This is a genomic window from Tautonia plasticadhaerens (genome assembly GCF_007752535.1).
Taxonomy (GTDB): Bacteria; Planctomycetota; Planctomycetia; order Isosphaerales; family Isosphaeraceae; genus Tautonia; species Tautonia plasticadhaerens.
On sequence record NZ_CP036426.1, the window covers coordinates 2,577,668 to 2,599,179 of the forward strand.

General features: G+C 74.0%; 16 protein-coding genes. 4 read left to right on the forward strand and 12 right to left on the reverse strand.

The window, feature by feature from the left end:
* Positions 1 to 534 precede the first annotated feature (534 nt).
* Both ElP_RS10030 and ElP_RS10035 read left to right on the forward strand, forming a co-directional pair.
* Entirely contained in the window at positions 535 to 2,214 is a 1,680-nt protein-coding gene (locus tag ElP_RS10030) for a S8 family serine peptidase (RefSeq protein ID WP_145268882.1), read from the forward strand.
* 351 nt (positions 2,215 to 2,565) lie between these two features.
* Positions 2,566 to 3,684 (forward strand): hypothetical protein, encoded by a 1,119-nt coding sequence (locus ElP_RS10035; RefSeq protein WP_145268884.1) that lies wholly within the window; start codon positions 2,566 to 2,568, stop codon positions 3,682 to 3,684.
* 381 nt (positions 3,685 to 4,065) lie between these two features.
* On the opposite strand, the gene ElP_RS10040 is transcribed toward ElP_RS10035, so the two are convergent.
* The 8 genes from ElP_RS10040 to ElP_RS10075 all read right to left on the reverse strand — a co-directional run bounded on the left by ElP_RS10040 (position 4,066) and on the right by ElP_RS10075 (position 10,903).
* Positions 4,066 to 4,623: a hypothetical protein gene (locus ElP_RS10040; RefSeq protein WP_145268886.1), complete on the reverse strand. Its 558-nt coding sequence runs from the start codon at positions 4,621 to 4,623 to the stop codon at positions 4,066 to 4,068.
* A 111-nt stretch (positions 4,624 to 4,734) separates the two neighbouring features.
* Positions 4,735 to 5,313 carry a hypothetical protein gene (locus ElP_RS10045; RefSeq protein WP_145268888.1) on the reverse strand — a complete coding sequence of 193 codons (579 nt, stop codon included), beginning with the start codon at positions 5,311 to 5,313 and terminating at the stop codon, positions 4,735 to 4,737.
* A 67-nt stretch (positions 5,314 to 5,380) separates the two neighbouring features.
* The gene (locus ElP_RS10050; RefSeq protein WP_145268890.1) at positions 5,381 to 5,938 is read right to left on the reverse strand and encodes a hypothetical protein; all 558 of its coding nucleotides are present in this window, start codon (positions 5,936 to 5,938) and stop codon (positions 5,381 to 5,383) included.
* 35 nt (positions 5,939 to 5,973) lie between these two features.
* A complete protein-coding gene (locus ElP_RS10055; RefSeq protein ID WP_145268892.1) occupies positions 5,974 to 6,882 on the reverse strand; it encodes a cobalamin-binding protein in 909 nt (302 codons plus the stop codon).
* Between the two features lie 102 nt (positions 6,883 to 6,984).
* Positions 6,985 to 8,223 (reverse strand): M16 family metallopeptidase, encoded by a 1,239-nt coding sequence (locus tag ElP_RS10060; RefSeq protein ID WP_145268894.1) that lies wholly within the window; start codon positions 8,221 to 8,223, stop codon positions 6,985 to 6,987.
* 63 nt (positions 8,224 to 8,286) lie between these two features.
* Entirely contained in the window at positions 8,287 to 9,522 is a 1,236-nt protein-coding gene (locus ElP_RS10065) for a M16 family metallopeptidase (protein WP_145268896.1), read from the reverse strand.
* 106 nt (positions 9,523 to 9,628) lie between these two features.
* On the reverse strand, positions 9,629 to 10,204 hold the full coding sequence (locus ElP_RS10070) for a GNAT family N-acetyltransferase (RefSeq protein ID WP_231749614.1): 576 nt from the start codon (positions 10,202 to 10,204) through the stop codon (positions 9,629 to 9,631).
* Positions 10,205 to 10,261: 57 nt separating this feature from the next.
* The gene (locus tag ElP_RS10075; RefSeq protein WP_390836060.1) at positions 10,262 to 10,903 is read right to left on the reverse strand and encodes a PIG-L family deacetylase; all 642 of its coding nucleotides are present in this window, start codon (positions 10,901 to 10,903) and stop codon (positions 10,262 to 10,264) included.
* Positions 10,904 to 11,406: 503 nt separating this feature from the next.
* Between ElP_RS10075 and ElP_RS10080 the strand changes: the two genes are divergently transcribed.
* Positions 11,407 to 12,732 (forward strand): glycosyltransferase family 39 protein, encoded by a 1,326-nt coding sequence (locus ElP_RS10080; RefSeq protein WP_145268898.1) that lies wholly within the window; start codon positions 11,407 to 11,409, stop codon positions 12,730 to 12,732.
* Between the two features lie 99 nt (positions 12,733 to 12,831).
* On the opposite strand, the gene ElP_RS10085 is transcribed toward ElP_RS10080, so the two are convergent.
* From ElP_RS10085 to ElP_RS10100, 4 genes are all read right to left on the reverse strand, one after another.
* Positions 12,832 to 15,876 carry a right-handed parallel beta-helix repeat-containing protein gene (locus tag ElP_RS10085; RefSeq protein ID WP_145268900.1) on the reverse strand — a complete coding sequence of 1,015 codons (3,045 nt, stop codon included), beginning with the start codon at positions 15,874 to 15,876 and terminating at the stop codon, positions 12,832 to 12,834.
* 380 nt (positions 15,877 to 16,256) lie between these two features.
* A complete protein-coding gene (locus tag ElP_RS37810) occupies positions 16,257 to 17,741 on the reverse strand; it encodes a B12-binding domain-containing radical SAM protein (RefSeq protein ID WP_197446860.1) in 1,485 nt (494 codons plus the stop codon).
* A complete protein-coding gene (locus ElP_RS10095; RefSeq protein ID WP_197446861.1) occupies positions 17,738 to 19,003 on the reverse strand; it encodes a glycosyltransferase in 1,266 nt (421 codons plus the stop codon). The genes ElP_RS37810 and ElP_RS10095 overlap by 4 nt, the downstream gene beginning before the upstream one ends.
* Before the next feature lie 329 nt (positions 19,004 to 19,332).
* A complete protein-coding gene (locus ElP_RS10100; protein ID WP_145268906.1) occupies positions 19,333 to 20,886 on the reverse strand; it encodes a phytoene desaturase family protein in 1,554 nt (517 codons plus the stop codon).
* A gap of 294 nt (positions 20,887 to 21,180) precedes the next feature.
* Here ElP_RS10100 and ElP_RS10105 point away from each other — a divergent pair, with 294 nt between their 5' ends.
* Positions 21,181 to 21,492, forward strand: coding sequence for a Rieske (2Fe-2S) protein (locus tag ElP_RS10105; RefSeq protein WP_145268908.1), 312 nt, complete (start codon positions 21,181 to 21,183; stop codon positions 21,490 to 21,492).
* Positions 21,493 to 21,512: the final 20 nt, after the last annotated feature.

The window sequence follows — 21,512 nt, forward strand, 5'->3', positions numbered from 1 at the left end:
ATCGCGGTCGGGGCCGGCGGCGGGGCGGCTCGGGGCGAACTCTAGCCGACATCGCCCGGCGCGCAAATCCGAGTTTCCGCCCCCCGGCCCCCGCCGGTCCGGACCCGTCGGGCCCGCCGATCTATCCCCGAGTGCCGGAGGCCGGGGCCGTCCCTGCATCCGCCCGCGGGACGAACCGCCGTCCGCCCGCCCGCCAAATTTACCAGATCGTGTTTGCCTTTTTATGTTGTTCATACATCAATATCACCGGCGGTCGGCCGTGTGATCGGCGCGGCCGGCTTCCGGCGGCTCGTCGGCGATCGGCCCCCGGTCAGGAGGCCCGATCGGCGATGGATGGTCGGGTACGCCCGTCGATCGGCGTCCCGGGGGGCGACGCGGGCGACCGCGAGCGCCGCCCCCCGCCGGGACGGACTCCGGCCCGCGACGCAGGAGGCCCCGCGGCCGGTCGCCCCCCTCGGCGGCCGCCCGGCCGATCCCGGTCGTCGGGCGACGTCTCGCCCGCCCGGGTCGGCGAGTCGAGGAAGGAGCGTCCCCGTGGCGACGAGACGGGTCATCGTGGAACTGCGGTACAACCCCGGCCTGGCGGACACGGCCTTCGCCGGCGGCCCCGGAGGCCGGCTCGACCCGGAGAGCGTCCCGAGGCTCGACGGGGTCACCTTCGATGAGCGGTTCCCCCCCACGGCGCTGCCGGGCAGGGAACCCGGGACTCGGGCGGAGAGTTCCTACGTCTCCTGCCCCGTCGACCGGCTGGTCGAGCCCGAGCGGTCGACGTACATCGTCCGCGCCGAGGTCGACGAGCGGATGATCGACGCCCTCAGGGCGGACGAGAATGTGGTCGGTGTCTTCTCGGACCCGCCCATCGAGCCGATCCAGGCCTCGTGCCCGGGCTGGCACGTCGGCTCGTACCACGACGTGGAGCGCCTGCTCTGCGCGTCGGGGATGCGATCGATCGGCATGGATGGGCTCGGCGTCCTGGTGGCGATCGTCGACACGGGGATCAACATGGCCCACCTCAAGGCCCGCGGGAAGACCCCGAGCCTCGACGCGGCCCGGAGCTGGGCCCCCGAGGCGGGTTTGCCGACCCCGGGCGACTCCCCCGTCGACCACGGCACGATGTGCGCCTACGACGCCTGCATCATCGCCCCGAAGTGCACCCTGCTGGATATCGCGCTGCTCGCCTGCAGCGCGAGGAGCCTCACGACCCTCCTCTCCGACGCCGTCCGGGCGTTCCGCCACCTCTTCGACGTCATGGTCCCGCCGGTCCACCGCTGGGCCTCGCACTCGATGGTCGTCAACAACAGCTGGGGCATGTTCAAGCCCTCATTCGATTTCCCGCCGGGGGGGCCGGGCAATTACAGCGACAACCCCAACCACCCGTTCAACCGCATCGTCGGCGACCTGGAGTGGGCCGGCGCGGACATCCTCTTCGCCGCCGGCAATTGCGGCCCGGAGTGCCCGGACTCGCGCTGCGAGGTGACCTCGAACACCATCTACGGCGCGAACGGGCATCCGTCGGTCCTCTGCGTGGCCGGCGTGGACACGTCCCAGACCAGGCTCGGGTACTCCTCGGTCGGGCCGGGTCGGCTGACCCGGGCCAAGCCCGACGTCAGCGGATACACCCACTTCCGGGGCTCGGGGGTGTACCCGTCCGACGGCGGCACGTCGGCCGCGACCCCGGTCGTGGCCGGGGTGGTCGCGGCGGTCCGATCGAAGCGCCCCTACCGCCCGGGCAATCCCGCCACCCATCCGGCGGCCATCCGCGCCCTGATCACGTCGACCGCGGAGGACCTCGGCCCGGCCGGATTCGACTTCGAGCACGGCTTCGGCGTGGTCAACGGCTGTGCCCTCCTGAGGCGGTTCGCCCCGCTCCACTTCTTCACGTTCTGCGAGCGCTACCCCGCGCTGTGCGTCGGCGGCACCCCGACCAGGGAGGCCCTCCGGCCGGTCCGGTTGGATGCGCAGATGGGGGGCGGCGCGATGCGGCCCGCCGACCCCCCGCCCCGGATGCTGGGCGTGGAGGAGGCGCCGGGCGAGTTCTGGTCCTCGGAGGCCGGGACGGCCGGCCCGGACGAGGACCTCCGGCCCCTGCCGACCGCCTCGGAGCTCGCCTACCTGAGCGGATACCTCGACGCCTCCCGGGGCCGGGACGAGGGGCCACGGCCTCGCCCCGGCGGCCGGGGGGGATGCTCCTGCGGCGGGAATCCCGGGGCCTGACGCCGGCCCCCTCGGCACGCCTCGAGCTCGATCGCCCTCGATCTCGATCGCCGCCCGGCCCCAGGACGCCGGGCGTCGCCTCGCGTCCCGAGCACGTCGGCCGGGCGGGCCGGGGCCGGGCGGCGGCCCCGGTCCGCCCCGGTCGCGACCCCGCCGAGCGATCCGGGGTCACGCCCCGGGTGACGCCCGGCGGGCCCGGCGACGACGACCCGGCCGGCGGGTGGGATCTCATCACCCGGGAGGAAAAGTGCTTAAAAACCCCTCGCCCCACGATAGTAACGTAGGGGGACGCGGCCCGACCCGATCCCCCGCGCCAGGACCGCCGGAACCCGACCCCGAGGGACTCGCCCCATGGCCACCTTGAAGCAGACGATCGCCAACCGGCTGAACGCCCTGAGGTCCACCGGCCCGAGGTCCGACGGCGGGAAGGCCCGGTCCTCCCGCAACGCCCTGCGGCACGGCCTCTCCCGGCTCGGCGCCGTCCCGCCCGAAGGCATGGCCGACGCGATCGCCGACCGCAAGGAGCGGTGGCGGCCCTCCTACCGGCCCGAGGGCCCGGCCCAGGACTGGCAGTTCGAGCGCCTCTGCGCCGAGTCGGTCCGGCTCGACTCCTGCGAGCGCCGCCTGCTCGCCCTCCGGGCCGAGCGGGCCGAACGGGCCGCCGAGAGCTGGGACGACGACCGGGCCGCCCTGGTCGCCGAACGGGCCTCGACGCTCCCCGCCCGGCCCGAGGTCGTCCAGCCGAGGCTCTTGCAGAGCCGGCACGGCGTCCTCTGGCTGATCGGGCGCTGGGACGAGGTGGCCGACTCCCTCCGGCGCGCCCAGGGCTGGACCCCCGAGACCTGGGATCTGGCCATGGACCTGCTCGGCCTCCCCCGGTCGTCGCGGGCGGGCTCCGGCCCCTGGGACCTCCACCCCGAGGACCCCGGCCCCGGGCCGGGCCTGGAGCTGGTCCGAGACGCCGTCGAGCCCCTCCGACGCCGCCTCGACACGCACCTCGACGCCCGGGACGCCCGGGCCCGGGCCGACGCCGAGTCCGGCCTGGCCGACCCCGCCGACTCCCCCGACCTCCGCCTCCTGGAACGCTACGCCGCCGACGCCCGCCGCCAGGTCGCCCGCTGCTCCGCCGAGCTTCGACGGCTCCAGGCCCTCGACGCGAACGCATCGGCCACGACCCCGGCCCCGAACCCGAGCCCGAACGCCGCCCCGTCCCCCTCGGGCCCCCCCGGCCCTCGCCCCGACCGCACCTCCCGGTCGAACCCCTCCGTCGCGGCCCCCCGGCCCGCCGAGGCGCCCCCGGCCCCCATCGCCGCCCGATCCGCATCGAACCCGGCCCCGGCCGCCCGCCCCGGCCCGACGCGGTCCCCGATCCCGACCGCCTCGACCCGAGACCCGATGCCCGGAGGCGACGGAGTTTCCCTCAACCGACGGGCCAGGCGCGCCCTCGCCGCCGCCTCCCGACGTTCCTGATCCGGGATTGCCCGGACCAATCACCCCTCGGGTGGCCGGGGCTCGTCGGTGAGACACCCGTCCCCGAAGGCGAGTCGACCGGGCAATCCGGTGTGACCTCGGCTCCTCCCCGCCCGCTCCGCCGGCGACCGCCCCCGAGGCGGCCTGCCCCCGCGCCATTCCCGATCTCGAACCCCCAGCCGGCCTGGCGCGACCGACCCCGGGCGCGTCCCCGATCCCCGTCCGCGCACCCTCAATCCCCCTCGGCCCGGTCGCCGGGGAATGCCACCGACCTCCCCCCCGCCGGACGCCCCAGACGGCCGATCACGATCCCCTTCCCCCCGACGACGACCACCCCGACGAAACGAACCCGATCGGCCCCCCCAGGCCGGGGGCCCCGGCCTATCGCGCCGGATCCGAGGGGCCGGTCGGGGGGTCGGGGGCCGGGTCGAAGCCCCACCAGCGGGGCGGGGTGAGGACCTGGGCCAGCAGGCCGAGGCCGACGGCGACGCCCATCAGCAGGGCCCCGGTGACGGCGGTGACGAGGAGGCCGCCGGGGACGCCGACCACCTCTCCCGGACCGTACTCGTCCGGGGTGACCACTCCCGCCCGGGAACCGACCGCCAACCCGATCGAGCCGGCGATGACGTGCAGGACCCAGACGAACTGCGAGGCCGAGACGACGGCCCCCCCCACCAGCAGGGCCGGGGCGACCCGGCCGGGTCGGGTGCAGAGGAAGGTCCCGAGCAGGCCGAAGCCGGTCACCGCCAGGCCCATGCCGATCGTGGCCTCCCGGTCGGTCATCGAGCTGCCGAGCAGCAGGCCGAGCGGCAGGTTGATCGGGAAGACCAGGATCCACCAGCCCAGCCGACGGAGCGCCTCGCCCCGGCAACGGCCCGGCGAAGGTGGTCGAGGAGACGGGGCGGAGGAGGGGGCGAGATAGGGATTGGTGTCGTCCACGCCGGGGTTCCTGTCGGCCTCGAACTCGATCCGGGGGGGGGGCGGGGGCCGGGGATTCGTCGGGAGGATTCGGGGTGCAGACGCAGCCACCCGCCGATCGGAGCCGGGGGATCAGCCGATCGCGTCCAGGTCGATGTCGAGCCCGAGGTCGGGGTCGGGCTTCGAGTCGGGGAGGTCGACGGCCTCGAAGCCCCACCACCGGGCCGGCGTGATGAGTTGCAGGACGAGTCCGAGCAGCAGGGCGCCGGCGATCAGCAGGCCGCCGGTCATCAGCGTGACGAGGAACCCGCCGGCCACCCCGGTTGCTCGGGAGAAGCCCAGGTCCTCGACCGGGACGGCCAGGGCCAGGCCGGAGGCGACGCGGAGGGCGAGGGCCCCCGCGCAGACCTGTGGCAGGGGGAACATCTGGGCGAGGGCGACCAGCACGCCGCCGCCGATGACGGCCCGTCCCGGACGATCCCACCGGGAGCAGGCGTCGGCGCCGAGCACCGCCATCACGAACAGGGCCCCGATCAGGCCGACGAAGGCCCCCCGGTCGACGGACATGGTGCCGAAGCAGAGCGGGATGGGCAGGTTGGCGGCGAAGACCTTCACCCAGCCGGTCGCCAGGCGACGCGACCGCAGGCCCCCGGCCGGGCCATTCGACTCGGAGCCGCCCGTCGGGGCGAGGTCGAGGCGGGGGTCGTCCACATGGCCCTCCCGAGTCCGGGGATCGTCGCGACGAGGCCGAGGCGCCGTTGCCTGTCAGTGTAGCCGGTCAAGGGCCCGGATGCTCACGCTCGGGTCGGGGGGCATCCGGGCGGGGGCGACCGGGGTTCCGGAGCCGGAAGAGGAGGCCGAGGACCGAGGCGGCGAGCATCAGCAGGAGTCCCATGACCGAGCCGACGAGGAGCCCGCCGGCCGGGCCGAGGACCCGGTCCTTGAAGCCCATCTCAATGCCGAGGGGATCGGGTGACTCGTCGACACACCCGGCCGCGATCCCGATGATCCTTGCGACATCGCCGGCGAGGAGGTGGAGGATCGGCACGACCTGGGAGAGCGCGACGGCGAGCCCGCCGGGGATCAGCACGAGGGCGAGCCGGGGGCATCGGGCGCAGGAAGCGACCCAGGAAACGCCCAGGATCCCGGCCGCCGCCATCATGCCGATCCTCGCCCCGGCGTCTCCCATCGGCAGGCCGACGGCCAGCGGCAAGGAGAGGTTGAGCAGGAAGACAGCGACGGCCCCGACCCGGCGGCGACGGGCGGGAAAGGCGAATCGGGGGCGGTCGGCCCCGGGCCGGGTGCTCGGGGGCTCGTAGGGGTTGGGGGCGTCCACGTCGAGGGCCCCGCGCGACCGGGGGGTGTTCCGGATCAAACGGTGACGATGCGGCGTTCCCAGCCGGCGGGCGGGGCGAGGTCGGCGCAGGTCTCCGGGTCGATGGCGGCGGCGGCGATCCGGAGACTGGCCTCCAGCCGGGGGCCGGGGCGGGCGAAGAAGGAGGAGCCGTCGGCGAGGCTGACCATGCCGGATCGGACGGCGGGCAGGTCGTCCCAGCCGGGGAGACGGGACAGGGCGTCGACCTCCGATCGGGCCCGGCCGAGGTCGAAGCCACAGGGGGCGACGATCAGCACCTCGGGCCGGGCGTCGAGCACGTCCTGCCAGGAGACCCGGCGGGAGGCCTCGCCGGGCTTCGCCAGTTGCTCCCGGCCGCCGGCCAGGGCGACGAGTTCGGGGTTCCAGTGGCCGGAGGAGAAGGGGGGATCGGTCCATTCCAGCAGGACCACCCGGGGCTCGGGCCGTCCCCGGCGGCGACGGGCGACCTCCCGGGCGGTGGACTCGAAGCGGCCGACGAGGTCGTCGGCCTCCGTCTCGGCGTCGAGAAAGGCGCCGACGCGGCGGAAGACGGAGAAGACCCCGGCCAGATCCTTCGGGTTGACGCTCTCGACCCGTGGGGGGTGGGGCAGGCCGGCGGCGAGGTCCCGGACCCTCGCCTCATTGACGGCGCAGACGTCGCACTGGGTCTGCGTGAGGATCAGGTCGGGCCGGGCCTCGGCGAGCCGGTCGCGGTCGAGGTCGTAGAGGCCGCCGCCCTGCTCGGAGACGAGGGCGTCGATCTCGGCGCTGGTGCCGTCGTGGGGGATCCGGCTGCGGGTCAGGTGCGGCAGCGAGGCGACCGTCGGGGGGAAGTCGCATTCGTGGGTGACGCCGACGAGCCGGTCCCCCCGGCCGAGGTCGCAGACGAGTTCGGTGAGCGAGGGGAGGAGGCTGACGACCCTCATGGAGGTGACTCCGAGGCGCAGGGGAGGCAGGACGACCGCCGACCCCCCGAGACGGCCGGGGGGGACGAACGGAGGAGTGCCGGAGGCGAACCGGCACGGGGCTCAGACCGGGGGCCGGATGTCGACGTTGGGGCCGACGGAGACGACGGTGAGGGGGAGCAGCGGGTAGTCGGCCAGGACCCGGCGGATGTCGTCGCGGGTGACGGCGGAGTAGGCATCGACTTCCTGCTCGACGGGGATGTAGGCCCGGCGGTAGGTCCAGTCGTAGCCGAGGGGCATGAGGCGGCCCATCGGGCGCTCGCTGCGGAGCACCAGGCGGGAGAGCACCTTGTTCTTGGCCCGCTCCAGCTCGTCGGCGTCGGGTCCGTCGTCGGCGAAGGCCCGGTAGACGTCGGCGATGCGGTCGAGGTTCTGCTGGGCGGAGGGGGGGTCGCAGGAGAGGAAGGAGTAGTAGGCGCCGGCGGACTCGTAGTCCTGGAAGCTGAGGTCGGCGCCGTCGGCGTGGCCGGGGTCGATCAGTTCCCAGTAGAGGCGGGACCCGGTGTGGTCGCCGAGCATGGTGGCGACGAGCCCGGCGGCGTGGCGGTCGTCGGATTCGAGGCCCGGGGCGTCGGCGACGGCGATGACCGTCTCCTGGTGGTCGTCCTTGCGGAGCAGGGCCTTCGGCTCCCCGATGCCCCGGTGCGGGGGGAGGGCCCGGGGGGCCTCGCCACCGAGCCAGGCGCCGCAGTACCGGCCGGCCAGTTCGAGGACGCGGTCCCACTCGGTATTCCCGGCGACGGCGAGCACGACGTTGGGCGGGCCGTAGCGGTCGGCGAAGTAGGCGCGCATCCGGTCGACGGTGAGGGCCCCGACCGTCTCCGCCGTGCCGAGGACGCTGCCGCCGAGCGGGTGGCCGAGGAAGTGTGCGGCCTTGGCGGCCTCGAAGGCGACCATCATCGGGTTGTCGTCGTACATCTTGATTTCTTCGATGATGACCTGCTTCTCGGTCTCGAAGTCCTCGTCGTCGAGGCGGGGGCGGAGGATGTCGGCCAGGACGTCGAGGGCCTGGGGCAGGTACTCGGGCAGGCAGGAGGCGTGGTAGACGGTGTCCTCCTCGGAGGTCTGCGCGTTGTGCCGGGCGCCGATGCGGTCGAAGTCCCGGTTGACGGACAGGGCGTCGCGGCGGGCGGTGCCCTTGAAGACCATGTGCTCCAGGAAGTGGGAGACGCCGGCCAGCTCGGGGGCCTCGTCCCGGCTGCCGGCGCGGACGAAGAACCCGGCGGCCACGGAGCGGGCCAGCTCGTTGCGCTCGAGGATCACCCGGAGCCCGTTGGGCAAGGTCTCGTGGTGGAACGTCACGGCGAACTCCGATGCGATTCGGGGCGGGGTGTCTTCACGGGTCCGGGGGAAAGCCGCGGCCGGTCAGCCGAGCTGCAGCGGCTCGGGGCCGAGGGTGAGGATGGTCATGGCGTCCAGGTCCATGCCGGAGGCGAAGGCGCCGACCTGCTCGGGGGTCAGGGCGTCCAGGGCGGCGGCGACCTCGTCGATCGGCCGGACCCGGCCGAGGTGGTACCAGTCGGAGGCGAGCGAGGCCGACCGGCTCATGCTCGACTCCTGCTGCATGACCAGGGCGCTCTTGAGCCCGGCCCGCATCATGTCCAGCTCCTCGCGGTCGACGCCCCCCGAGGCGAGGCGGCGGATCTCCTCCAGGGTCACGTCCAGGGTCTGCTGGGCGCGCTCGGGGGCGGTGCCGGCGTAGCAGATCACGGCGGCCCGGTCCTTGAAGGCCTCGTACGAGGCGAAGACGGAGTAGCAGAGCCCGCGCTTCTCCCGGACCTCGGTGAACAGCCGGGCCGACGTGTAGCCGCCGAGGATGGCCGCGGCGGCCCGGGCCCGGTAGTAGTCGGGGTGGTTCACCGGGACGGAGGGGAAGGCCAGGGCGATCTGCGTCTGCTGCGTCTCCTGCCCGAGGTGCGAGCGGGCCGGGCCGGTCGGCCGCTCGAGGACCGGGGAGGGCTGGCCGGCGTCCCAGTCCCCGAAGAGGCGGCCGACCTCGTCCCGGACGGCCTCCCAGTCGAACGCGCCGGCGACGCCGAGGATGGCGCCGTCGGGCCGGTAGGAGCGGCGGAACAGGGACCGGAGGTCGTCCGGGGCGGCGGCGGTCACCCCCTCCACGGTGCCGATCGGGGAGCGGCCCCAGGGGTCGGCGAAGTGGCGGCGGCGCAGCTCGGTGATGGCCTTGGAGCCGGGGTCGTCCTCCAGGCTGCGGAGGGACTGGAGGCAGAGGGCCCGGATCGAGTCGACCTCGTCGTCGTCGAAGGCGGGGCGGCGGACGACGTCAGCGAAGATGGCCAGCGCCGGCAGCAGGTTGCGCCCGAGCGAGGCGGCGGAAATGCAGGAGTGGATCGTCTGGGCCCCCTCGGCGTGGGAGACGCCCAGCTCGTCCAGGGCGGAGAGCAGGTCGCGGCTGTCGCGCTCGCCGGCCCCCCGGATGAGCCACTCGCCGAGCATGGAGGCGGAGCCGGGCAGCTCGGCCGGCTCGAAGGCGGCCCCGGCCGGGATGAGGAAGCTGAAGGCGGCCGACTGGACGTGCGGCATCGGCTCGGCCAGCAGGACGAGGCCGTTGGGGTACTGGTGCTGGAGCAGCTCGGGCGTCATCGGGTCCCTCTCGGTTCGATCCGCGCCCGCCGGCGATCGGGCCGGGACGGGAGGGGACGGCCGGGGCGCGGCCGTGCGCCCCTCGGGGGGTGGGGAGGCGGGGCGATCAACCGTCGACCGCCTTGTACAAGGTCTTCACGCGGCGGAAGCCGAGGGAGCGGTACAGCCGGACGGCGTGGACGTTCTCGGCCGTCACCTCCAGGAACGCCCGGCCGACCCCCCGCTCCCGGAAGCCCATCAACGCCCGGCAGACCAGCCTCCGCCCCAGGCCCCGGCCTCGGTAGGCGGGCAACACGCCGACGTTCTGGATGGCGCCGACGCCCTCGCGGTCGATCACCCCCTGGATCGTCGCCACGAAGCCGGCCGGGGCGGCGATCAGCCAGGTCGCCGGGGGCAGGAAGCCTGGCTTGCGGCGGATCTCCCGCATCAGGCGGCGGCAGCCGGCCAGGTCGCCGAGGCAGGGGAAGACCTGAGCGTCGATCTCGTCCCGGAAGCAGAGGTACTTGACCTCGGCATGGGCCTCGACGAGCGAGTCGTCCCAGGGCTTCCACGTGTAGGGCGACGGCAGGGCGGGCGGCGAAACGCCTCCCAGGTCGATCTCCATGCGGTACCGCTTGTAATACGTGATGGCCATCGCGGGGGCCGGGCCGACCTCGGAGACCAGCGGGGGTTTGCGGGCCATTCTAGCCCCGTTCGGAGACGACGGTCAACTTGGGGAAGCCCCTCGAGCCCGATCGGGTCAGGGCAGCAGGTCGCCCAGCCCGGCCAGGCCGATCGGCTCCCGGCTGGCGAAGGGCTCGGCGAACCGGACGCCGGCCAGGTGGCCCCAGAACCGGGCGCGGTCGGCCACGGCGTCGATCACGCCAGGCCTGCCCTCGGGCTGGTTGTCGACGAGTTGGGAGCGGTAGCAGCGCAGGGCGTCGAGCTTGGCCTCGTGCTGGTCGCTGACGTCGACGACGAAGCTCGGCCGCTCGACGATCTTCAGGTGGACGCTGAAGTAATACAGGATCCGGCTCGGGTGGAAGGGCTCCCCCGGGATGTCGGACTTGGAGAGCTTGCCCCAGAATCGGGCGTCCTCGACGAGCCTGGTGGCGGCGGTGTGGTCGGGGTGGGCGTCCTCCCAGAAGGGGGCGAACAGCAGGCGGGGGCGGAGGCGCCGGAACGCCCCGGCCAGGGCCCGGCGGTGCTCCAGGGTCGGCTCCAGGCTGCGATTGGGCAGGCCGAGGTTGGCCCGCCAGGGCTCGCCGATCCGGGCGTTGGCCTCGGCCGTCTCCCGCGTCCTGGTCTCGACCGAGCCCAGGGGGGTCGGTTCCCCGCTGGTCAGGTCGAGGATGCCGACGTGCCAGCCCTGCCGGATCAGCCGGAGGATGGTCCCCCCCATGCCCAGCTCGGCGTCGTCGGGGTGGGGGGAGACGACCAGGGCGTCGAGGGGCTTCTGGGGGATGTCCACGGTGATCGGTCGCGAGGCTCGGGGGGAGGGGGTTCCGACGATGGCCGATCGCCGGCGGTCGAGTGCGTCGTGACCAGTGTAGCGCGAGTCCCTCCCCCGGGGCCAGCCTCTCAATCGCCGGGCCGAGCCCGCTTCCGGGCGAGTCTCCGCCACCGATCGGCCGCCGGCTCCCGGGCGATGGGATCCGCCCCCCGGGCCCTCCCGGCGGCCGGCCCCCCGAGCATCGGCCCATCGTCCCCGCCAGAAGGACCCCCGGACTGCCTCCGAATCGGAGGAAGGTCGAGGGGGCGGGGGCGGGCAGGAAGACGGTATGATCGGGCCTCGGGCCGGGTCCCGGGCCGGTCGGCCTGGGAGGCTCCGGCGGGGGGATCGGGTCGGGCGGCGGCTTGGCCGGGCCCGGCCGGGGAGCTGGGCCGATCGGGAGGGGCGCGGGGATGGTTCCGACTCCAGGGCCGGAGGGATCGGCTTCGGCGGGCCGATCGGGGGAGACGGAGGCCGAGGCGCCCCGGACGGCGGGGAGGAGCCCGGGGGTCGGCCTGTTGCGGGCCGAGCTGCGGTGGCCGACGATCGGGCCGTCGACCTGGGCGGCGGTCGCCATCGCCGTCGGGGTGGCCTTCCGGGTGGCGGAGTACGTCGCCGATCGCACCATGTGGATGGACGAGGAGGCGCTGCTCGCCAACGTCTCGGGAAGGCCGATCTTCGAGTTCGGCGAGCCGATGACCAACAGCCAGATGGCACCTCCGGGCTTCCTGGCGATCGCCCGGGCCTGGGTGCGGGTGCTGGGTGACTCGTCGTACGCCATCCGGCTGTTGCCCTTGTGCTGCGGGATCGCCGCGCTCTTCGCGATCCGGGGGGTGGCGGGCCGGTTCACGTCCGCCCTGGCCGTGCCGATCGCGACGGCCTTCTGCGCCGCCTCGGACGACCTGATCTACTACGCGACCGAGTTCAAGCAGTATTCGAGCGACCTCCTGATCGGGCTGGGCTGCCTGTGGCTGGGGTCGGGATTGATGTCGGGGGGGTGGACGAGGCGTCGGGTGGTGGTCTCCGGGGCGCTCGGGGTGGCGGCGGCCTGGCTGTCGCACCCGTCGGTGTTCGTGCTGGGGGCGGTGGCGGGGGTAGTCGGGCTGGACGCCGTCGTCGGCCGGGACTGGCGACGATTGGCCGGCGCCATGGGGCTCGGCCTGACCTGGGCGGTGGCCTTCTGGGGGTGCTTCGTCGTGTCGGACGCGATGATCTCGCCGGGGGACCGGGAATTCCTCTGGACCTGGTGGAACTTCGCCTTCCTGCCGCTGCCGCCGGGGTCGATCGGGGAGGCCGTGCAGGTCTTCTGGCAGTTCGCCAACGTGTTCTCGAACCCGGGGGGGATCGGTTCCCCGATGGGCCCGAGGGTCACCGCGATCCTCTGCGTGGGCCTCTTCCTGGTCGGGTCCGCCTCCCTGGCGGCCCGGGACTGGAGGCGGGCGCTGCTGCTCCTGCTGCCGATCGCGCTGACGATGGCGGCCTCTGCGCTGGGTCGCTACCCGTTCCACGGCAGGCTGCTGCTGGTGCTGATCCCGAGCGTCTTGCTGCCGATGTCGGAGGGGATCGCCGTGTCGGGCCGACGGTGCGGGCGGCTCGTGATGGTGGCGCTGGTCGCGTTGCTGCTGGTCTCCCCGACGACCCTGGCCCTCGAACACATCCTGGTCAAGGGCCGCCTGCGCGTCTTCGACTCGCACGGCGACCAGCGGAACGACCTGCTGGACGCCCTCGGCGGCCCCTGAGTCCGGAGGGGTCGGGGATCGGGCCGGGGGAGTTCGGCCCGGTGCGCCTCGTCGCACCGGGCCGATCGGGTCGGTTCGGATCGGGCCGGATCAGCCGGATCAGCCGGGGAGGCCGGGAAGGTAGGTGACCCCTTGGGAGCCGTCGAGGTCGACGTCGCCGGAACCGTTCTCGGTGATCCGGTTGTTCTCGATGACGGTGCCGCCGCTTTGGCCGAGGGCCCGGACCCCGAAGAGGCCGTTGCGGACGATGGCGTTGCCGGCCAGCGGGGTGCCGATCCGGTTGCGGCGGGCCGATCGGATGAGGACGCCGTCCCCGGCGTTGTCCCGGATGTCGTTGCCGAGCACGTCGGAATCGCTCGCGCCGTCGAGGAGCACGCCGGGGCCGCCGTTGTGGGCGATCGTGTTCTCCAGGGACGGGTCGGCGCCGCCGACCCGGTTGGATCGGGTGTCGGGGCCGAGGGAGACGCCGCCGAGGGTGTTCCCCAGGGGGATCTGGCCGAGGCCGCTGACGCCGATGATCGAGTGGACCACGGCGTTGTCCCGGGCCTGGCCGGCGAACTCGACGCCGAACCGCCCGTTGGCCGAGATGGTGTTGGTCGGCTCGATCGAGGGCTGGAATCCGCCGACGACGTTCCCCCGGGCCCGGCCCGAGAAATAGACGCCGCTGCCGCCGTTGGGCATGGCGGCCTGGAGGTTCGTGGTCACGCCGATCCCGGTGTCGGTCACCTGGACGCCCCGGGCGTGGCCGCCGATCTCGATGCCGTGGCCGAGGTTGCCGGAGACGATGTTGGTCCGCAGCAGGTTGTTGCCGCCGCTGGAGGTGATCGTGATCCCGTTCAGGCGGTTCGGGGCCGGGCCGCCGAAGGCGAAGAGGCCGGCGAAGGTGTTGAAGGAGATGAAGTTGCTGGCGGTGTCCCGGACCTCGATCCCGTGCCGGTCGTTCCCCGAGATCACGTTGCCCAGCGGGATGACGCCGCCGACCTGGGTGTTGCTCGAGTTGCCCGAGACGAGCAGGCCGTCGCCGCCGTTGGGGACGACGGTGGCGTTGTCGGCCCCGGCCCCCATGAAGTTGGCGTGGACGGTGGTGTTGTCGGAATTGGTGATCCGCAGCCCGTTGCCGCCGTTGCCGCTCAGGACGTTGTAGAAGACGAACGGATCCTGCTGGAAGGTGCAGCCGATGAGCTGGTTGTTGTCGGCGTTGACGACGGCGACGCCGTCGAGCCGGTTGCCCAGCGGGGCGCTGCCGCCGGCATCGGTGCCGATGAAGTTGCCGCTGAGCAGGTTCCGCTCGGCATGGGTGTCGATGAGGACGCCGTTCTGGCCGTTCCCGGAGATCAGGTTCCCCTGCGGGGGCCGGACGAAGACCCCGCCGGTGGGGTCGTTGCCGCCGGTCGACTGGCCGCCGATCCGGTTGAAGTCGGCGCCGGAGGTCAGCCGGATGCCGTTCTGGCGGTTGCCGATCGCGACGGTCCCGGTGGCGTCTGTGCCGATGAGATTCATGGCGATCCGATTGCCCGACGAGCCGACCACGCCGATGCCGTTGCCCGCGTTGCCGGAGATGACGTTCGACCGCTGGAAGCCGACGTCGACGGTGGCCTGGTAGGAGACGACGCCCGAGGCCGTCTCGGCGACGCCGACCACCTGGTTGCCGGCGACCGAGTTCGACGAGGTGGGCCCGGTGGCGCCGGGGTAGGCGATGTCGACCCAGGCCGCCTCGCCGAAGGAGCCGTCGGTGTTGCGGCGGACGGTGACGAAGGAGCCGGTCTCGAAGCTGGCGCCGTTGAGCCGGGCAGAGTCGGCGTTGAGGGTGTAGACGCCCTTCTGGTCGCTGCTGATGCCCTCGAAGTGGGTGACGAATTCGAGGGAGCCGGGGGGGCTCGGGTGATCGAACGCCTTCCAGTTGGAGAACTGTCGGGTGAGGGAGTCGTAGTCGACGAGCATGCCCTGGCCGATGGGGAGCCCTTCGCCGTCGGGGTTGCTGCGGGGGAGCTGGCTGAAGCCCCCGGCCAGGGTGTAGCTGGTGCCCCCGTTGTGCCAGATGCCGTAGACGGTGTTGCTGACCGAGCCGGGGAAGACGACGTCGGTGACGAACCGGCCGGTGGCCACGTCGTAGATGAAGGCCCGGCCGGCGCCGATCGGCAGGCCGGTGTCGGTCGGGCCGTCGGAGTTGCCCACGGCGAGGCCGCCCATCGTGCTGTGGACGTAGGTGAACTGGCCGCCGGGGTAGGCGATCTCCCGGTAGTTGTCGGCGTCGTCCAGCTCGGCAACGGCCCCCTCGTAGAGGAAGCCGGAGACGGTGTCCTCGCCGGTCCGGTAGCTGCCGACGAGGCGGACGTTGCCGTCGCCGAGGTCGTCGGGCCCGTAGACGCTGGAGGTGGCGGCCCCGGGGACGTTGACGGCGTAACTCTCGCCGCCCTGGCCGTCGACCGGGCCGACGTAGAGCAGGCCCTCGGAGCCGGAGGTGCCGACGATCAGGTACGCGCCGGGCTGGTCGGTCGACTCCCGGATCCCCTGCCAGGCGGAGACGGGCTGGATCGGGACGCCCGAGGCGTCGGCGAAGGAGACGCCGGTGACGGGGTCGTCGTGGCCGATCAGGTTGTCGCGCGATCCCCGGTTGATCCGGACGCCGTCCCCCCGATTGCCTTGCGGGGTCGAGCCGTCGGGCAGCAGGCCGATGTAGTTGCCGGCCACGGTGACCCGGGAGGCGTCCAGGGTGATCCCCGAGTTCCCGGCCCGGACGAGGGAGAGCCCCCGGACGGTCGAGCCGTCGGCCCCCCGGGCGAGGTGGAGGCCGCGGCCCCCTCGGAAGTCGACGGCGACGACGGGAGAGCCGCCGTAGCCGGGGGCGGTCGTGCCGTCGAGGGTCACCGGGTCGGTGATCGAGGGCAGGGGGCGGGTCGCCCGAATGGTGCCGGAAACCTCGAAGGCGACGGTGTCGGCCCCGGGGGCGAGGTTGGCGTCGAGGATCGCCCGGTGCAGCGAGCCGGGTCCGGCGCCGTCGAGGCTGGTGACGGAGAAGGTCGCCATCAACTGCCGGGACTCCAGCGCCTCGGCGCCGAGCGCCGGGGCGGGCCGCCTCCTCGGCCGACGGTCTCGCCCGGGGGTCGTCGCCTGGGACTGGATCGATCGGCCGCTCGCCTTCATGGTCGTTCCCCTCGTCACGCGTCTCCGGGCCGGATCGTGGCACCGGTCCCGGTCGAGTTCGGGGCGCTCGGCGCGAGTCGCGACGCGGACGCCGGACGCCGTCAAGCCCCCGGGACTGCGCCGACCTCCCGGGTCACCCGCCTTGCGGGGTCACCGGGATCGTCACATGGCCCCCGCCTCAGTCTAGGACGCCGATCGGGTCGTGCCAACGGACCCGACCCCCGGGGATGATGGTCGTCGAGCGGATCCGCTGCGAGGGGCCCCTCGGGAGGGACCGGGGGCGGGCGGGCTCGCGGCCGTCTCCTCGCGGATCCCTCGTCGTCACCCGCCTCGCATCGGCCTCGGGTCGTCGGCCCGCCCGCAGGTCGCCCGGCCGGGCCTCACATGACGCCCTCGAAACGCCGGGCCGAGGGGGAGATCGGCCGGCGGTTGATCGCCGAGACCGCGTCGAGCAGCCGACGGGTCGCCCGGCGGTACTCCGGGTCGTCCGCGGGCAGGTAGCGGTGCGAGGCCTGGGCCGCCCGGGGGTCGACGCGCAGGTCGACCACGTCGGAGGGGCCGTCGGGCAGGGCCCGCAGCCGCGAGAGCAGCGGGGGGCCGATCGTGAGCTGGCAGCGATTGAGGCTCACGCGTTCGATGTGCCGCCGGTGCCGCTCCAGGAGCAGGGCGGAGGCGACCACGTCCTCAGCCCGCTCGCCGGGGAAGCCGTGGATCATCGTGACCCGGACGCTCAGGCCGGCGGCCGAGGCGTCCCGGAGGAAGCGACCGGACTCCCCCAGGTCGGCCCCCTTGCGCATCAGGTCGAGCACCCGCTGGCTGCCCGACTCCAGGCCGGTGGTGATCCGGACCATGCCCGCGGCCCGGGCCGCCTCCAGCTCCCGGCGGCCGAGCCCGTTGGGCTGCCGGGCGCCGACGTGGACGGCCCCGATCCACTGGCCCCCCGGGACGGCCCCCTGGAACCGGCCCAGCAGCGCCTCCCAGACCGAGAGGTCGGAGTTGAGCTTCAGGTCGACGAAGGTGAACAACTCGGCATCATGACGGCGGGCCTGGTGAGCCAGCTCCTCGATGACGTTCCCCGGGGATCGGGAACGGAAGGTGCGGCCGACCGTGCTGGTGACATCGGAGCAGAAGGTGCAGGCCCCCCAGCCGCAGCCCCGGCCGGTGATCATGGGGACGATGCGATCGGGGTAGGAGTCCCAGGGGAAGTCGGAATAATCGGGGAAGGGGAGGCGGTCCAGATCCCGGAGCGGGGGGCAGGCCGGGCCCCGCCCGCCGCCCGGGGTGGAGACGCCGGGGAACCGGGCCAGGTCCTCGCCCCCGGCGGCGGCGCGGACCAGGTCGGCCAGGTGCGGCTCGACCTCGCCGCCGACCAGCCCGACCAGCCCCGGCACGTCGAGCCAGGCCGCCCCGACCTCCTCCTGGGAGAAGTAGCTGCCCCCCAGCAGCAGGGGGACGCCCCGGTCCCGGCATCGCGCCCCGATCGCGACGCAGAGGGGGTGATACATCAGGTACGTCGACACGAGCACGGCGTCGTAGCCGGCGTCGAGGGCCCGTTCGAAGCGATCCAGCAGGCGGGCCCGGCGGCGGGACTCGCCGGGGGCGCGGACCCGGGCGGCCCGGGCGAGGGTGGCGACCGGCCCGGGCCGGGCCTCCAGCTCGTAGTTGAGCCGGCGGAGCAGGCCCCGGGCCCGGGTCTCCCGGGGCTCCCGGGCCACGCCGGGGACGCCGAACCGGAGCGGGGAGAAGACCTCCACGCCGATGCCGGCCTGGCGGAGCAGGGCCGCCAGGTAGCCGACGGCCACGGTCGGGTATCGGGCGAAGTTGTTCAGGTCGACGACCAGGACTCGCGTCGGTTCGGCGATCATGGGGCGGAGGCACCCTGGGGTTCGGGCATCGGCGACGATGCCCCCGGGACCGCCCGGCCGACCTCGGCCGGGCTCGGAAACAGGGAGGCGAGCCGGCGGCCCTGCTCGGGCCCGAAGCGTTCGACGACCGCGAGGCGGCCGGCCGCCCCCATCGCCCCGAGGCGGGCCGGGGGCACGAGGAGGGCCTCCCGGATTGCCGAGGCCAGGGCCCGGGGGTCGCCCGGGGGGACCAGCCAGCCGTTGACGCCGTCGAGGACCAGCTCCGGGATGCCGTCGACGCCGGTCGAGACCACCGGCCGGCCCAGGGCCATCGCCTCGAGCAGCACGTTGGGCAGCCCCTCGGCCTCGCTCGGCAGGACCAGCGCCCGGGCCCCCCGGATCGCCCGACGGACGTCCGGCGGGCCGCCCCAGCCGGCGAACCGGATGCGGCCGGGCAGGCCCAGCGCGCCGGCCCGACGCTCCAGGCGGCGGCGGTCCGGCCCGTCGCCGATCAGCTCCAGCTCGAACTCGGGCGGCTCCGGATCCGCCGCCAGCAGCGCCAGGGCGTCGAGCAGCGTGTCGAGCCCCTTCCTCGGGACCATCCGACCGACCCAGGCGAGCCGGGGGGCCGTCGGCGGCTCGACCTCGGGCCCGACGAGCGTCGCCGGGTCGACCATGATGCGGACGACGTGGATCCGACCCGCCGCCGACGGGGCGAGGTCCCGGAGCCGGCCGGCCGCGTCCTCCGAGATGGCCCTCACGAAGGCGGCCCTCCGGCACTTCTCGACGAGGCCGGGGCGGTCGGCCGGGTCGAATTCCTCCGGGCCGTGCACGGTGAAGCTGAAGGGGAGCCCGGTGATCGCCCCGCAGAGCATGGCGATCGTCGTCGAATTGCCGAAGTGGGCGTGGATGTGATCGACCCCCTCCCGCTCGGCGAGGCGGGCCAGGGCGCAGGCCTCGGCGAAGTAAGCCAGGTGCCGGGCCGGGCCCCGGCTCGACCGTGAGCCGACGCGGAGGGCCAGCCCGGCGGCCCCCGACGCCCGTCCCGGCCGGGCACACCAGGCCCCCGCCGTCGCCGAGGCCAGGCCCGAGGCCCCGACGTCGAGCAGCGCGTGCGTCCGCCCCCGTTCCGACCGGTCGGCCTCATCCCCCAGCGGCCCCGGGTGGCGGCGGATCGTGCAGGGGACCACGTCGATCCCGGCCGCCCTCAGGGACTCGGCATCCCTCCGCATGCAGCCGTGAGACGGCGCCGGGTAGCGATTCAGGAAGAAGAGCACTCGCATCTGCGCCCGCCGATCCAGCGACCTCGCCCCGCCCCCCGGGGCCATTCGCCCCGGGGAATGACGGACGACGACCTGCATGGTATCGCGAAACGACGTACCGAATCAACTTAATTTCACACGTCACACGACAACACTGTTTTTCATGGCGACCCCGACGCCATTTCTCCGGGAGTCGGGCCGAGCCAGGCCCGAGGGACGCGGGGAAAGGCCGAAGCGACCGCCGATCCACGCCGAAGAAACGGGCGGAGGCGGGTTGCCCAGAAGCGACGCCCGGACCCGAGCCGCTCGCCCCGGGTGGGCCCGCGATGGGGCCGGGGCCTGGGGGGCGGTCAGCGGGACCGGGCGGGGTAGGGCTCGGGTTCGGGATCCGTCGCGTCGGCGACGAGGGGGCCGGATCGCATCGCCTCCCAGGGCTGGCCGGTGATCCGCTCGACGACCCGGATGGCGGAGAGGACGACGGCCATCGTCCCCTGACCGGGGAAGACGGAGTCCCCCACGACCCAGAGGTTCGGCCCGAGCACGTCGGAGTCGACGGCCAGGAAGTTGCTGTTGCGCCGGGAGACGGGGGGCCCGCCGACGGCCCCCCCGGCCCTCCGGGTGTACCGGGAGAAGCTGCGGGGGGAGCCGACCTCGGCGTGCAGCAGGGCCCCGGGGGCGTCGGGCAACGCTCGGCCCAGCGCGTCGAGGAGCCGACGTTGATATTCGGATTTCTTCTCCAGGTGTTCGGCGGGGGAGAGTCCTTCCCACTCGGAGGGCCGGGTGTGGGTGGAGAGGGTGGCGACCCGGGCGTCGGGGGGGCCGTAGCCGGGGTCCCCGGGGGGGGAGAGAGACACCAGGACGTTGTTGCCGTCGTGGATCGGCGCGTCGTAGTCGCAGAGGACCTGGTAGAACAGGGGCCCGGCCTCGGGGACGGCGTCGGCCCGGATGGCGAGATAGGCGGTGACGGCGCTCCAGGAGGCCCGGCTCCGGCGCTCCCGGCGGGCGAGGGCCCCGTCGAGGTCGCGCCCGAGCAGGCGGGCGGCCAGGTCCAGGGGCAGGTTGAAGGCGACCTGCCGGGCCGAGAGCCGGCGTCGACGACGGGTGGTGACGACGAAGCCGCCGGAGCCGTCGGGCTCGACGCGATCGGCGATGGTGGCGCGGTGCAGGGTGCCCCCCATCGCCTCGAACCGCGCGCCCATCCCCTCGGCCAGGGCTTTCATGCCGCCGAGGGGGCGGCTCAGGCCCATCCGGTAGGCCTGAAGGCAGGCGGCGGCGTTGGGGAAGGGTACGGCGTCGGGCCCGGTCTGGGCGGTGTCCTGGAGGAGCATCGCCACGAGGGATCGGAAGGGCCTGTCGCCGGCCAGGCCGAGGATCCGGAGCACGTCGAGCACCGTCAGCGGCCAGGTGCTCGCCGCCGCCAGGCCGCCGGGCCCGAGGACCCGGAGGTCGTGGAGCAGGTCGGCGGGGGACCGGGCCGGGAGCCTCGGCACGAGACTCGCAGTGCGGAAGAGGGCCGAGCCGACGGCCGCCTGGAGCCCCCAGAATCGGGCCCGGGCCCGATCGAGGCCGGGGAAGGCGTCCCGGACGTTCCTCCCGAACCGGGACGCGTCGGGGACCACGTCCAGGGTGCGGTCGGGGAGGCAGACGCGGTAGGAGGGGGTTTGGACCGACCGGGACTCCAGGCCGATGGCCTTGAAGAGGCCGCCGACGGGCTCGTCGGGCCCGAGGCCCATCAGGGCGGTCGCGCCCGCGTCGAAGGTGTACGGGCCCCGGTCGAACCAGCCGGCACAGCCGCCGAGCCTGGTGTGCGACTCCAGCAGGCTCACCCCCAGGCCCCGCGCCCGGGCCAGCGAGGCGGTCGCCAATCCCCCCCAGCCGCCGCCAATCACGATGAGGTCGTCCATGTGCCCTCCGGGCTGGCCGCCGACCAGAGGCGAGGGGTGTCTCGGACGGGAAGGTCCGGGGTCAGTGTAGGCGACCGGGGGGAGGCGGGGAGGGGATCGCCCCCGAGGGCGACGGTTCGCCGGGTGCGGATCGAGGACGGCCCCCTCGATCACCCCCGTCCCCCCTCGACCCCGGGCCTCCGTCTCAGATCCCAGGCCGGGGGCCCGATGATTGACAGGAGCCCGCCCCGTCGTCGCTATACTAGCGGGAGGCCGCGAAGGGGCGGGCCGGGGGGATCGAGGGGGGGAGGACGCATGCCGGGGTTCGTGACGCTGGCCCGCCTGTCGGATCTGCCGACGGGAGGGGCGCTGGAGGTCGAGCATGGGGGGAGCATTTATGCGTTGTTCCGCCTCGACGACGGCCGGGTCTTCGCCCTCGACGGCATCTGCCCGCACCAGGGCGGGCCGCTGGCCGAGGGGGGCTGCGTCGGGACGGTCGTCACCTGCCCCTGGCACGGCTGGCAGTTCGACGTGAGGGACGGCCGGAGCCCGACCTTCACGAGGATCCGGCAACCGGGTTTCGCCGTCCGGGTCGTCGGCGACGACGTGATGGTCGAGGTCCCCTGACTCGCCCCGACCCGCTTCCC

Coding starts and splice junctions, on each gene's coding strand:
- ElP_RS10035 (WP_145268884.1), top strand. CDS start 2,566: ATGGCCACCTTGAAGCAGACGATCGCCAACCGGCTGAACGCCCTGAGG.
- ElP_RS10055 (WP_145268892.1), bottom strand. CDS start 6,882: ATGAGGGTCGTCAGCCTCCTCCCCTCGCTCACCGAACTCGTCTGCGAC.
- ElP_RS10065 (WP_145268896.1), bottom strand. CDS start 9,522: ATGACGCCCGAGCTGCTCCAGCACCAGTACCCCAACGGCCTCGTCCTG.
- ElP_RS10070 (WP_231749614.1), bottom strand. CDS start 10,204: ATGGCCCGCAAACCCCCGCTGGTCTCCGAGGTCGGCCCGGCCCCCGCG.
- ElP_RS10075 (WP_390836060.1), bottom strand. CDS start 10,903: ATGGGGGGGACCATCCTCCGGCTGATCCGGCAGGGCTGGCACGTCGGC.
- ElP_RS10080 (WP_145268898.1), top strand. CDS start 11,407: ATGGTTCCGACTCCAGGGCCGGAGGGATCGGCTTCGGCGGGCCGATCG.
- ElP_RS10085 (WP_145268900.1), bottom strand. CDS start 15,876: ATGAAGGCGAGCGGCCGATCGATCCAGTCCCAGGCGACGACCCCCGGG.
- ElP_RS37810 (WP_197446860.1), bottom strand. CDS start 17,741: ATGATCGCCGAACCGACGCGAGTCCTGGTCGTCGACCTGAACAACTTC.
- ElP_RS10095 (WP_197446861.1), bottom strand. CDS start 19,003: ATGCGAGTGCTCTTCTTCCTGAATCGCTACCCGGCGCCGTCTCACGGC.
- ElP_RS10100 (WP_145268906.1), bottom strand. CDS start 20,886: ATGGACGACCTCATCGTGATTGGCGGCGGCTGGGGGGGATTGGCGACC.
- ElP_RS10105 (WP_145268908.1), top strand. CDS start 21,181: ATGCCGGGGTTCGTGACGCTGGCCCGCCTGTCGGATCTGCCGACGGGA.